The sequence below is a fragment of the Dyadobacter sp. CY327 genome (assembly GCF_021390415.1).
GTDB lineage: Bacteria > Bacteroidota > Bacteroidia > Cytophagales > Spirosomataceae > Dyadobacter > Dyadobacter chenhuakuii.
In genome coordinates this window covers 1,808,791-1,821,899 of the sequence record NZ_JAJUXJ010000001.1, presented here as the reverse complement: position 1 = coordinate 1,821,899, position 13,109 = coordinate 1,808,791, and the positions used below count along the sequence as shown (strand labels likewise).

The 13,109-nt window shown below is 46.4% G+C and carries 11 protein-coding genes and 1 tRNA gene; 3 read left to right on the top strand and 9 right to left on the bottom strand.

The features are described from left to right. Nucleotides 1-22: 22 nt before the first annotated feature. The 6 genes from LZG74_RS07590 to LZG74_RS07565 form a co-directional block, all read right to left on the bottom strand. Complete coding sequence (locus LZG74_RS07590) at nucleotides 23-1,189, bottom strand: ABC transporter permease (RefSeq protein ID WP_233795963.1); 1,167 nt, start codon at nucleotides 1,187-1,189, stop codon at nucleotides 23-25. Nucleotides 1,190-1,258: 69 nt separating this feature from the next. Continuing rightward, the gene (locus LZG74_RS07585; protein WP_233795962.1) at nucleotides 1,259-2,503 is read right to left on the bottom strand and encodes an ABC transporter permease; all 1,245 of its coding nucleotides are present in this window, start codon (nucleotides 2,501-2,503) and stop codon (nucleotides 1,259-1,261) included. 101 nt (nucleotides 2,504-2,604) lie between these two features. Continuing rightward, nucleotides 2,605-3,267, bottom strand: a complete 663-nt coding sequence (locus LZG74_RS07580; RefSeq protein ID WP_026630449.1) for an ABC transporter ATP-binding protein — start codon at nucleotides 3,265-3,267, stop codon at nucleotides 2,605-2,607. A 3-nt stretch (nucleotides 3,268-3,270) separates the two neighbouring features. Continuing rightward, complete coding sequence (locus LZG74_RS07575) at nucleotides 3,271-4,716, bottom strand: TolC family protein (RefSeq protein ID WP_233795961.1); 1,446 nt, start codon at nucleotides 4,714-4,716, stop codon at nucleotides 3,271-3,273. Nucleotides 4,717-4,721: 5 nt separating this feature from the next. Further along, complete coding sequence (locus LZG74_RS07570) at nucleotides 4,722-5,966, bottom strand: efflux RND transporter periplasmic adaptor subunit (protein WP_233795960.1); 1,245 nt, start codon at nucleotides 5,964-5,966, stop codon at nucleotides 4,722-4,724. Nucleotides 5,967-6,142: 176 nt separating this feature from the next. Further along, complete coding sequence (locus LZG74_RS07565; RefSeq protein ID WP_233796340.1) at nucleotides 6,143-7,405, bottom strand: asparagine synthetase B; 1,263 nt, start codon at nucleotides 7,403-7,405, stop codon at nucleotides 6,143-6,145. Nucleotides 7,406-7,511: 106 nt separating this feature from the next. Here LZG74_RS07565 and LZG74_RS07560 point away from each other — a divergent pair, with 106 nt between their 5' ends. Together LZG74_RS07560 and LZG74_RS07555 are read left to right on the top strand one after the other, a co-directional pair. Then, entirely contained in the window at nucleotides 7,512-8,756 is a 1,245-nt protein-coding gene (locus LZG74_RS07560) for an ABC transporter permease (protein ID WP_233795959.1), read from the top strand. A 116-nt stretch (nucleotides 8,757-8,872) separates the two neighbouring features. Next, nucleotides 8,873-8,956, top strand: a tRNA-Leu gene (locus tag LZG74_RS07555). Between the two features lie 160 nt (nucleotides 8,957-9,116). On the opposite strand, the gene LZG74_RS07550 is transcribed toward LZG74_RS07555, so the two are convergent. Both LZG74_RS07550 and LZG74_RS07545 read right to left on the bottom strand, forming a co-directional pair. Beyond that, complete coding sequence (locus LZG74_RS07550) at nucleotides 9,117-9,434, bottom strand: hypothetical protein (protein ID WP_233795958.1); 318 nt, start codon at nucleotides 9,432-9,434, stop codon at nucleotides 9,117-9,119. A 14-nt stretch (nucleotides 9,435-9,448) separates the two neighbouring features. Then, a complete protein-coding gene (locus LZG74_RS07545) occupies nucleotides 9,449-9,784 on the bottom strand; it encodes a hypothetical protein (RefSeq protein ID WP_233795957.1) in 336 nt (111 codons plus the stop codon). Between the two features lie 453 nt (nucleotides 9,785-10,237). Here LZG74_RS07545 and LZG74_RS07540 point away from each other — a divergent pair, with 453 nt between their 5' ends. Further along, a complete protein-coding gene (locus tag LZG74_RS07540) occupies nucleotides 10,238-11,857 on the top strand; it encodes a sulfatase (protein ID WP_233795956.1) in 1,620 nt (539 codons plus the stop codon). Here LZG74_RS07540 and LZG74_RS07535 read toward each other — a convergent pair. Beyond that, nucleotides 11,802-13,103, bottom strand: a complete 1,302-nt coding sequence (locus LZG74_RS07535) for an MFS transporter (protein ID WP_233796339.1) — start codon at nucleotides 13,101-13,103, stop codon at nucleotides 11,802-11,804. The two genes, LZG74_RS07540 and LZG74_RS07535, sit on opposite strands and share 56 nt — an antisense overlap. Nucleotides 13,104-13,109 lie beyond the last annotated feature (6 nt).

Below are 13,109 nucleotides of genomic sequence, written 5' to 3'. Positions count from 1 at the left end.
TACAAAATTCCCATCTAAACCCTCACTCTTCATGCAACGCCACGGCAGGGTGGATCCGGGAGGCTTGCTTGCTGGGGAGCCAGGCGCAGAGGGTAACGATGATGTAAATTACGGCAATGGAGGCGAAAATTGAAGTGATATAAATTTCACTGTCCAGATCAAACACATTCATCAGCGGAAACTGCACGGCGAAAAGTAGCCCAATGATAAGACTGAAAGTCGCGATCACCCATATTTCTCCCAAAAACTGAATGGCCACTTTGCCTTCCGTGGCACCCATCGCCCTGCGAAGTCCGATTTCATTTTTCCTGCGTGAAATGTTGAGATTTAGTATCCCAAAAAGTCCCAGCGCAACATTAGTAAGCAAAAAAGCGCTGATAATCAGAAAAATCAAAACAGGAACGAGTGTCAGATTATGGCGGTTGAGCCGTGATTCTTTTAAGTAACTTACCTCAATTCCCCATCCCGGAAGCATCATCGCAATGTCCTTTACAAGCTTGGCTTCAAAGTTCGCATCCGTGCCTCGTTTGGTCTTGATCAGCACATTGGAATTCCAGCTGTCATCTTTGGCAAGCATTTCGAAGAGAGCCGGGTTATCCGACATATACTCACCTTTGGCTTTGAAATTGTCTACAACGCCCATCACCTTGTACGAGCTCTTATCATCGATCTTTATCACTTTATTCAGCGAAGTTTCATCGAGAAAGAGCTTGTCTTCCATTGCTTTATTGATGACAATAGGAACAAACTTCGCTACCCGATCACCGTCTTTGTACCAGCGCCCTTTTATGAGCGCCAGGTCAAGGGTTTTGCTGAAATCCGGGTCAGTATAATAAAAATCCCCGCCGACGGTAACCTTGTTATAAGTGATCGAATTGCCGATTTGATTTGCTGAAAATGGCGTGTTACTGCTCATTCTCGTGGCAGTTTCTACCTCTTTGTAAGACCGGATACGCTCCATAACGCTGGTAAGCTTTCGCGCAACTTCCACTGTATCCTGGTTGCTGGACAAATCTACATTCCAGACTTGTTCGTACTCAAAACCAATGGGTTGCAAATAATTTCTCACATTAAAAACGATCAGCGAAAGCACTCCGAAGAGCACCAGGAACGACGCCAGAATTTCGATTATAAGCAGGGAATGCGTGCCCTTCTTATTCCAGATTAGTTTGAAAAGATGTTTAAGCATGGGGGCATTTTTAATGAGTGAATGATTCAATGAGTGACCGGGTCGCCGGGCGATGAGTGAATGTTGCTTTCAGACTTTCAATGCATCTACGATTTTTAATCTTGACATCCTGAATGCGGGTAAGACGCCGGACATGAGGCCGAAAAATAGGCAGACGGCCAGGCTGATCAGAAATACGGGCACATTGATCGTCAGGTCTGCGTAGGCGATCCATCCGCTGGAATTGATGAAGTAAATGATCAGGTAAGAAAGCGCCAGTGCAAATGTGCCGCCAATGAATGTGATGAAAATATTTTCAATGATAAACTGCCAGAGCAATGCGGCCGAAGGTGCGCCAAAAGCTTTCCTGACACCTATTTCAGAAGCCCTTTCCAAAATCCGACTGACATTGACATTGACCAGATTAATGGCTGGCAAGCCCATAAACATTAAAATCACAAAACTCACCACCGTGTAAAACATGAACCGCTGCGTGCTGCTCCGGGCAAAAGTGTTGACGAAGTGATCAAAGTATTTATCTGCTTTCACTTCCAAAACAGTCAGGTTCTTCTCGGTATGGATCTCCGCATAAGGAATGCGGGAAATATTACTGTCAAATTCCGACTGGATCACAGGCATGTCAGCAGCATCTTTCGCCGTAGCGATGGCAATGTAGCGGCCTCTCATTCCTTTGTTCTCGTAATTGCTTTTGGGAGCCGTATAGGGAAAATAAATGTCCGAATAGCTGTAAACACGCGTTGGCGGACTGCCTTTCACCACACCTATCACGCGATAGTTGATGTTCTCAATCTCAATGTTCTTCCCCACCACCGATTTGCCGTCTGTTTCAAAATACTGGTCACGCAACGCATCCGTAATAACCGCCACGTGATCTGAATTTTTAATGTTGTTATCATTGTAAGGCTTCCCTTCCAAAAACTGAAAACCCATCACCTCCCAGAATTCGGCATCAGTATATTTGGTATTTAACTTTATTCTTTTTCCATTCACATAAGTGTTTGAAAAACTGAAATTGGACATAATAGCAACCTTATCAGCCGATTTCAGCGACTTCACATGCTTGGTCAAAAAATCGAAAGTTGCAGGTCCGGACGACATGGAAGTGCGCGCCGAATCGGTCTGGATAACGGTGGCAACATACAATGAGCGATCGCGGTTAACTTCCGGGTAATGTGTCCCGAACAAATGGTCCAGGAATGAAGTCAGCACCATTAACACCGTAAGTGTGAGGCTGATGCCGAAAAGCGTAATAAATGTATAGAAAGGATGCCGCAGCAGCACTTTCCAGGCGATTTTGATATAATTTAAGAGCATAATGTTAAATGAGTGATTGAGCGAATGTTGAATGATTGAATGACCGAATGATTGAATGAAAACTATTCAGTCATTCACTCATTCAATCATTCAATCATTAATTAAAGCACCTGCGTGCCATCAAACAACCGTATCAGCCTGTGCGTGCGTTTGGCCATGGCGTCGTCGTGGGTTACCATCACGATGGTGGCGCCTCCTTCATTCAGGTTTTGCAGAATGCTCAGGATTTCATTTCCCATTGCGCTGTCGAGGTTTCCGGTCGGCTCATCCGCTAAGATGATCTCCGGCTTGCCTACAATGGCCCTGGCGATGGCTACGCGCTGTTTTTGCCCTCCGGAAAGTTGCTTTGGGAAATGTTTCATCCGGTTGCTCAACCCCACTTTTTCGAGTGCTTCCTGCGCCAGCTCGCGGCGTTCTTTGGAGGAACTGGTCCGGTATAAAAGCGGGATTTCCACATTATCAATCACCGAAAGGTCGTTAATGAGGTGAAAGCTCTGGAAAATGAAGCCCAGTTTCTGGTTACGCAGACTTGCCAGCGATTTGTCCGTATATTTTTCAACCTTACTTCCATCAATCTCAATATGTCCCTTGCTAGGTTCGTCCAGAAGGCCCATAATGTTCAGTAAAGTGCTTTTTCCGCAGCCGGATGGACCCATTATAGAAACAAATTCTCCCTTTTTTACATCGATATTGATGTTGTTCAGCGCGAGTGTTTCAATGGAGCTTGTGCGGTAAACTTTTTCAACGTTTTGCAGTTTGATCATGGCTCAGTATGTTATTTTTTTATTTTGTTCAAAATCGTATAATGTCAAGATCCTCAGGCTGTAATAGGCTTGCCAGTAATCCCGCAACGCTAAAATGTAGTCTCTCCGGGCAATGTCTTTTTCCTGCGTTGCGATGCCCAGATCGGTAACACTCAGGTCACTCAGGATAAATCTTTCTTTGGCGATCTGATAGCGGTCCGCGGCAATATTATCGGCCAGTTTGGTGAGTTTAACCTGCTTTTGTAACATTTGCAAAAGGGTAACCTGCGTAAAAATCTCCTGCTCAAATGTCAGCTTCTCCTGCTCCACCGATTGCTGCGCAAACTCCTGATTCGCCTTCGCCACCTCCGTGCGGGCCTTATTACGACCCCAGGTCATGATCGGTAATGTAAATTGCAGCTCCACAAACTCACGGTCCTGCGGATTCCTGTATACGTCGGAGGGCTCTGCACCTTGATTTGATAATCCGAAAGTCGCATTCAGCGAAGCATTCAAACCGTTTTCCTTCCTGGCAAACTGCACTTCCCGTTCGGCTTCCAGCAATTTTCGCTTAAAAGCGACCGCAGCGGACCTGTTTGCAAACGCCTCATCCAATGCAAGCTGTGTATTGATTGCAAATTCCGCTGCTTCCAGTGGGATTTGCAGTTCCAGCTCCCTTTCATCCCGTGAACCCATGTACATTTTCAGTTTCAGGGAAGCTACTGCGGCTGCTTGCTGAGCCGATGCAAGGTCTTTCTGCGCTGTTAGCAGTCCCATTTGAAGTTGCAGAAGGTCATTCTGAGATATTTTTCCCAATGCCAACTTTTGCTGCGCGATCTTGTATAGCGTATCATTATTGCTCCGGTTCTTCTCGGCGATCTGCAAATTTACCTGCGCAACCAGCAGCTCGAAATAATAACCCGTCGCATCCAGCGAAACCTGTTCGAGCGACTGGATAAATTGCTGATTGCCCTCCTGGTATTTCAAAGGCTGAATTTTCCGGTCCCATTTCAATGTGTTAAACCGGAAAAGCGGCTGGGTAATGCCAATTTCAAATGGAATGCCGTTGTATCTGGTGTTATTTCTGGCAAAATCATCAAAACGCTGCGTCTGCTGCTGCACGTAAACCGTTCCACCCGTAAGCGCAATGCTCTGACTCAGAGACAAATTTAGCAAAGAGTTGTTGTTTGAAACCTGCTCAAAAGAAATCGTTCCGTCCGGTTGCCTGACCTCAATGTAAGATCTCGTAAAACCCGGAATTGTTCCATTCAGGCTAAGTTGCGGCCGGTAGTCCGCCTGGAACGAACGATATTGCCAATAGTTGGTTTTCCTGGCCGTAACCGCCTGTTTAGAAGCAACAGATTGCTCTTTGGACATGAGCACAACATCTTGCAGCGAAAGTATCCTGGGCTGTGCTAAAACCGGAAAAGTCACAAAACAAGCGAAAATGAATGTAAGAATGTTTTTCATAGCATTTATTGAATTGAAATTTCCTCCAAATGCTCATAATCATTCAAATCCGTCAGGATCACTTTCTCGCCCACCTCTAAACCGCTTTTTATTTCAACAAAATCGAAATTTGAAAGTCCGGTTTCAACTTCCCGGCGCAACGCTTTGTTGTCCTTCAAAACATAAACAAACTGCTTTTTCTTACCTGTAAATGCTGGTCCATTGGCAACGCGCACCGTATTGGAGCTGCTGCTGGTCACCACATAAACTTCCACCTTCATATTCGGCCTGAGCGATTCGCTTTTTGCGTTATCCAACTGGATCACAAACCCGATCACGCCGTCTTTCACAGCTGGTTTCACCTGCGTTATCACACCTCGTAATGTCACCTCATTCAGCCTGATAATCACGCTAAGTCCTGCTTTCACCTGATCTGCATAAATATCCGAGCAACTCCCCTCGACCCTGAAACTGCCCAGGTCAGCCACTTTTGCAAGCATTTCTCCTTCATTCACCGACGAGCCAATGTTCTCATTTACCCAGGTCAAAACCCCTTTCCGGTCGGCGACGATGTCCGCCATTCTCAGCTTATGCTGTAATTCTTTCAAATTCTTACTCTCAATCTGCGCGCCCAGTTCGGTCTCTTTCAAGCTCGCGCCCATCGATTCCCGGTTGTATTTTAGGTCATTCTCCAACTGCTTCTTTTCCAGCTCCGCAATTTTTAACGCGTTCTCTGCCCGGGTAATGTCTTCCGCCGTGCCCCCTCCTACTTTTTGAAGTCTTTTTGCATCTTCAAAATCAGCCCGGAGTTTGTTAATGTTCAAAGATTTGATGCGATCATTAATTTCAGCGTCATACAAGTCCTTGTTCAGCTTCATCCGCAGCTGCTCAATGCTGTTTTGCTTCAATTTCAGTTGGTCCTCATAACGTTCGGACTCGATTACAGTAAGCGACTTATCCAGCTCAACAATGGCCTCGCCTGGATTTACCTGCGTTCCCGGCGTCAGCAAAATGCGCTTGATGCTGGCGCGGATGGGGCTCGTAAAAATTTGCTCATAAGCCGGGATGACTTCTCCCGATGCAGTCAATGTGTTTTCAACATTCCCTTTTTCAACCGTTCCCGTACGGATTCTGCTGCTTTCCAAAGTGCTGCCAAGGGATTTGCGAAAAAAATAAAGCAATGTTACCGTTAAGATTATTCCCAGCGCGATGAAAAGCCATCGTCGGTTTCTGGTGGTTTTAATGTAGTCCGGCGCAACTTCCCGATCCATTGTTTTTTGTTTGGAGGTTAAATGTGTTTCATGGCTAATGTGCTTCTAGTTAATCCATTTTTGTGCCAACACATAAAACACTAACAATCAATGTTTTATATAAAAAATAAAAACAAAAAACCGTGCGATAGCGCACGGTTTGTGTGATTTGGAACTGAAAATTTAAGCCTTCGAAACTAGGTTTTCAGCTTCTTCTTTTTAGCTGCCGGAAACAGGATATTATTGAGGATCAGCCTATAACCGGCCGAATTTGGATGCAAGTTCAGGTCCGTAGGTTCTTCGCCTACACGGTGCTGGTAATCCTCCGGATCATGCCCCCCGTAAAAAGTAAAAAAGCCTTTTCCATGCGTGCTATGAATGTAACGCGCTTCCTTAGCAGTCTTATTTTCAGCCAGAATGATGACCTCAGGCTTGATTAGGCGATTTTTAAAAGCGGTTGTTTGGCCCAAGAAACCTTTGATAATGGTCTGGTGATTTTGCGTGAGCATGCTGGGCACCGGGTCCCATTTAGCAGAAAACTGGAACAGCGAGAAGAAATCGTTAGCCTCCGTCAGATTACGCTCTTCAGGCTGGTTATCAATGTCTGAAAACTCAACTTCATAAGGATAGGAAATGGTTTTGAAATCCTTGAAAGCAAATGTGTTATCATAATTTAGTTTACTATTAGCAGTCGGATCTACGGGCGTGCCATCGTACATAGCCTCCACAATATCCAGCCCTTCCGCGGCAAGTGTAATGTCAAATGTATCGGTGGCATTGCACATGGCGAACATGTAACCGCCACCCGTAACGAACTCCGAAATCCGCTTTGCCACTGCCAGTTTCATCTGTGGCACATTACCAAAATGGTATTTATTGGCCGTCTCTTCCGCCTCGCGCTTTTGCTCGCGATACCATGGAAAATCTTTGTATTGATAAAATTTACCAAACTGGCCCGTAAAATCTTCGTGGTGCAAATGCAGCCAATCGTATTCCGGAAGCTTATTGTTCAGCACTTCATCGTCATAAATCACATCATAAGGAATCTCCGCATAAGTTAGCACCAGCGTCACCGCGTCATCCCAGGGAAGCTTCGATTTGGGAGAATAAACGGCGATCTTAGGCGCTTTCTGCAATTTTACCGCATCCATATTCACATCCGGCGCACTGATCTGGCTCAGGATCTGACCCGCCTGCCCTTCCGAGATCACTTCAAAACTCACACCGCGAACCGTCATTTCCGACGCAAACTGCTGATTATAAGCGATCATAAAACTGCCGCCACGGTAATTTAGCAGCCAATCCATTTCCATTTCAAAATTTTTCAGGATCCAGTAAGAAATCCCGTAAGCCTTCAAATGGTTCTTTTGGCCCTCATCCATAGGGATAAGCAGCCGGTTGGACATGCTGTCAAATGATAATGTTAAAAAAATGATAAGCGGGATAAACAAGCGTATCACTGGTTTGATTCTTTCACGTTTCATGCGCAGCTTTACAAAGTCGGATTTTATTAAATATAAAAAGAAAACGATAGAAATCACATTATGGTGCACAAGCTTTAAAACCATGAACATCAGGGAAAATATTGACGAAGGCCTCCGCTCCATTCAAAGCAATCTGCTCAGAACCGTTCTCACTGCGCTGATCATTGCCATCGGAATCACGTCCCTGGTCGGCATCCTGACCGCCATCGAAGGCATTCAGAATTCGGTCAACAGCAGCTTTGCAGACCTGGGAGCCAACACTTTCACCGTCAAAAACAAAGAGGACGATGAATTTCGCAATGGCGGCCGCCGGAGCAAGCAATATCCCGCAGTAACCTATCGGCAAGCGCTTACATTTGCCAATCAATTTAAATCATCTTACACTGCAACCGCCTCACTTTCAGCAGACATAGGCGGAGCTGTTCAGGTAAATTATCTCTCCCAAAAAACAAATCCAAACACCAGCGTCGTCGGTTCCGACGAGCAATATCTAGGCATTAACGGCTACAAAATAGACCTGGGCCGTAATCTCGACAAGAATGATATGGAAAACGCGCTGAATGTTGCAGTGATAGGCCAGGAAATTGCCAAAAAACTCTTTCAACGCGTTGACCCGCTCAATAAGGACATTACTTTCATGGGCAGCCGTTACAAAGTTGTGGGTGTGCTGCAAAAGAAAGGTTCGCTCGGCGGACAAAATGACGCAGACCGCATTATCCTCATTCCCCTCGAAAATGGCCGCGGACTTGCCGCAAACCGCGCATTAACATACAACATTACCGCCTCTGCCCCGAACATTTCCGACGGAGATTTTATCGTAGAAGAAGCCCGCGGGATCATGCGCAGGATCCGGAACGATGCTTTGGGCAAAGAAGATTCATTCACCATCGACCGCGCGGATGCAGTCGCCAAGGATTTTGAAGAGGTGACCGGTTATCTGCGTATCGGCGGATTCGGCATTGGCATTATCACATTATTAGGCGCTTCCATCGCATTGATGAACATTATGCTCGTCTCCGTCACCGAACGAACCCGCGAAATCGGGATCCGCAAATCGCTCGGCGCAACGCCAGGTGTGATCCGTTTCCAATTTCTGATCGAAGCCATCGTTGTCTGCATACTAGGAGGAATAGCCGGCTTGATTCTAGGCATTGTCATCGGCAACGTCATTTCCGGCCTCATCAGCTCCGACAGTACATTTGTGGTTCCTTGGATCTGGATGGCGATGGGAATTCTCGTTTGCGTAGTTGTGGGCGTTCTTTCGGGGATTTACCCGGCCATCAAAGCCTCACGCCTCGATCCGATAGAAGCACTGCGTTATGAATAAGGAAGTTAAGTTTCGTGAATGTATTGCCATTATTTTTTCCAATGATTTTTTCGGCGATACGCTTGCTTAATATATTTTTCTCCCTACTTTTGCACTCCCAACAAGAGAAGATCAATGCCCAGATGGCGGAATTGGTAGACGCGTTGGTCTCAAACACCAATGAGGTTACACTCGTGCCGGTTCGACTCCGGCTCTGGGTACAAAAGCCCTTCAACGCAAGTTGAGGGGCTTTTTTGCTATTAGATGTTTTTGGAAAACGCGATTTCCAGCGCATTTTCCCCACATGGCTGGTTCGACTCCTGAGTACATCGGTTCCTACCAAAATCAAAATGTAGCACTCCAGGTTGATGTCCTAAAAAGTCAGGCTGTGGCAGGATTTCGCTGGTGAAAGTGTGTTAGGTGAAAAAGCTTGCCTTGCTCGATGCATCCATATTGGCGTGGTACGCCCTCGTCAAAATCGAAGTCCTGCTGGCCATATCTGATTTTGGAGTTGACGTTTTTCTTGAGCGCGGTTGTGTAAAAGTGATGGCTGATACTTTTCGGAGCCACGGCAGGTTGCGCTTTGATATCCTCAAATCGGACCACGCCGATGAGCGGGTGCTCAGGTCTGGGCAATTGCATCAATCGATGATATTCGGTGATGGTGCGAATGTGCCTTGGTGCTTCAATTGACTTCATAACAAAGGGATCGTTTATAACCCAAACAGTAATTTTAGCCCTTCCCTAAGTTCAGCGGGTGGACGCCCAAGTTTTTGGGCCAGATCGGCGGTCACTACGGATTCCTGCCCGTTTCGAATATCAGCATTAAAATCGGTAATTATTCTTGCCATTGCCTGCGGAATGCCTTTCTGAACCAGGATATCTTCGAACGCCTGACTTTCAACCGAGGTGTAGCGCACCTCTTTTCCCGACAGCTCAGTCAATGCCCGGGCAACGTCATCAAACGAATAGGCCTCCCCGCCCGTAAACAGGTATGTCTTGTTTTCGCATGGTTCGTCCAGCATTACATGCGCGATCGCCTCGCCCATTTCCTGTCGAAGCGCAAATAATGCTGCTGGCCGGGATCTTTTTCAGCATCGTTTCGATCACTGCACTTCCCAACGCACCCGTCGCGCCTGTTACTAATATCCGCATGATTTTGTTTTAAGTACAAAGCAAAGCTCGGCAGAAACCTGAATGCATAGATAGCCAAATCCGGCTTTATTGTAGCCCAATCTGACTTCCACAAGAAAACACTGGTAGGGATAAGATAGCTCGAAAAAACTGCATGTGTGGAGACAAGCTTAACAGGCCAGGCTTTTTGGTATATCCATTTAAATCAGTTTTGCGAATTGGAAGAAAACCACCACTTTTGTCAGACATAATACACAATATGCAAGCTCGCTCTTAGACAAGATGGAGAGTAACCGCATCGCCGACGAATGCAAGCTTTGTGTCTTTTCGAATAACCGACTATCCTAAACCCATCAGATTTTTCTAAAATGAGGCTTTTTTCAATGCTGCAAAACGCCTGCCGAATCGCAGGCTTGATCCTTTTTATCTTTTCCCAGAACATTCAGGCGCAAAACGCGCCTGCTAAACCAGCCAAACCAAATATCGTCATCATTATTTCGGACGATCATGCTTTTCAGGCGGTCAGCGCGTATGGCAACAAGCTTGTCAAAACGCCCAACATTGACCGCATTGCACAGAAAGGTGTCCGGCTCGACAAAGCTTATGTTACTAATTCCATTTGCGGACCCAGCAGGGCGGTAATACTCACTGGCAAATACAGCCACAAGAATGGTTTTAAGGACAACGAAACCTCCAAATTCGACCATAGCCAGGACAATTTTGCCAAACATTTACAGACCGGCGGATATCAGACAGCCTGGATCGGAAAGATCCACCTCGCAGGCAAACCGGAAGGCTTTAACTTTTTCAATCTGTTGCCCGACCAGGGTTCTTACTATAATCCGGAATTTATCGGAATGGACGGAAAGAGCATTAAAAAAGAAGGTTATGTTACCAATCTGATCGAGGATATTTCCGAAGAATGGCTGGACTCACGTGATTCCACCAAGCCATTTTGCCTGGTGGTCGGCCACAAGGCGACGCACAGAACCTGGCTGCCGGATACGGTGGATTTTGGCCGATATGATTCGCTGACATTCCCAATTCCAGCTAATTTTTATGATCAATACAAAACCAGAAGTGCTGCCGTAGTGCAGGATATGAGCATTGACAAAACAATGCAAATGGCATACGACCTGAAAATGCTCAGCTACAGTTCAAAAGGAGAGCCTACTGTAAACAGGATGAATCCGGCGCAGCGCGCGAAGTTTGACGCTTATTATGGAGCGATTGAAGCTGACTTGAAATCAAAAAACCTGACTGGCAAAGCACTGGCAGAGTGGAAATTCCAGCGTTATATGAAGGATTATTACAGCACGGCCGAGTCGCTCGACCGCAATATCGGGCGCATGCTGGATTATTTTGAAAAACGCGAATTGGATCAAAATACAATTGTGATCTACATGTCGGATCAGGGATTTTACCTGGGCGAACACGGTTGGTTTGACAAAAGGTTTATGTACGAAGAATCATTCCGTACTCCGCTGCTGATGCAATTTCCGGGCGTGATTAAACCAGGGACAAACAGCAGTCAAATGGTCATGAACCTGGATATAGCGCCTACGCTTCTGGATGCGGCCGGGCTTGCGATCCCATCGGATATGCAGGGAAAATCCATGCTGCCCGTCTTAGCAAATAAAGCTGCCAAAGGCCGGGAGGCATTGTATTATCACTATTATGAAAACGGTGAGCACGCGGTCTCACCGCATTTTGGGGTGAGCACGAAGGATTACAAACTCATTCGTTTTTACAAGCGGGTCAATTCATGGGAGCTTTTTGATCTGAACAAAGATCCCTCAGAGGAAAGCAATGTATACGGCAAAAAAGGATATGAAAAGACCACGCTTGCACTGAAACAGCAGCTCACGAAATTGATTGCGGAGTATGACGACAAGGAGGCGAAAGTGATCCTAAGATCAGAACCCTCGGCCATTAACGCAACTCATCCAGCTCCACAACTTTCGCCGTTTTGGTCAGCATATGAATGATGAGCCAGGCGATCAAATACGTGCAACCGCAGATTGTGAAAATGATGTTGTATCCTCCTTGCAGGTTCCCGGCTGCTTTGTAACTGTCCAGCAGGCTGCCGATTAACATGGGAAACAAAATTCCGCCAACCGCACCCGCCATGCCGCCAATTCCGACAACAGAACTCACGGCTTGTTTGGGAAAAAGATCGGACGGTAATGTGAATACATTGGTTGCCCAGGCTTGGTGCAATGCCACGGCAAAGCTGATCAGGCCGACTGCGATCCAGACGTCACCTGCGAACTGGATCAGGATTACCGATAACTCCAATACTGCGAATGCCAAGAGAACCGTTTTTCTGGCTTTTAATGTAGGCCATCCTTTTTTGATGAGCCACGAAGAAAGATAGCCGCCGCCAATGCTGCCGATGGTAGTTGCGGTGTAAATCAGCATCAATTCAAGGCTTGGCTTTTTAAGGTCCAAAGCAAATGTCGATGCGAAATACGAGGGTAACCAGAATAGAAAAAACCAATAAATAGGATCAATAAGGCCCTTTCCGGTAATGTAAGCCCACGTTTGCGGAAATGTAAAAAGCTTGATCCATTTCACAGGCTGCTTCTCGGCATCGTTTTCATCCTGATCCTGCCCGCTGACAATGTAATGCAGTTCCTGGGCACTGAGGCGCTTTTGCTGAGCAGGAATATCGTAGTAAATCAGCCAGAAAATAAGCCAGACAAAGCCGAGTGCCCCGGTAATCCAAAATACTTCCTGCCAGCCATAATGGTTTAATATCCAGGGCACCAGCAGCAATGCAACCACCACGCCGACGCTTGTGCCGGCGTTAAAAAGTCCCGTTGCCAGCGCACGCTCTTTTTTCGGAAACCATTCGGCAACCGTCTTGACTGCCGCAGGATAATTTCCGGCTTCACCCAAACCGAGTCCCACACGCGCCAGACCAAAACCAAATGCGCTCCTTGCGACAGCATGCAACATACCCGCAATGCTCCAAAAAACAATGGTGATAGAATAACCCATTTTCGTGCCGATTTTATCGATCAGCCAGCCGAAAAGTAGCAGACCCAGGGCATAGGCGGCCGTAAAAGCCATGACAATCCGTGCAAAATCGGTTTCAGTCCAAGCGAATTCTTTTTCTAAAATCGGTTTGAGTAAACCAATGATCTGCCTGTCAAGGTAGTTGATTGTCGTGGCCGTGAAAAGTAGCACAACAATGAGCCAGCGGTAATTTTTAGTTGTAGCATTCAGCATAATGAG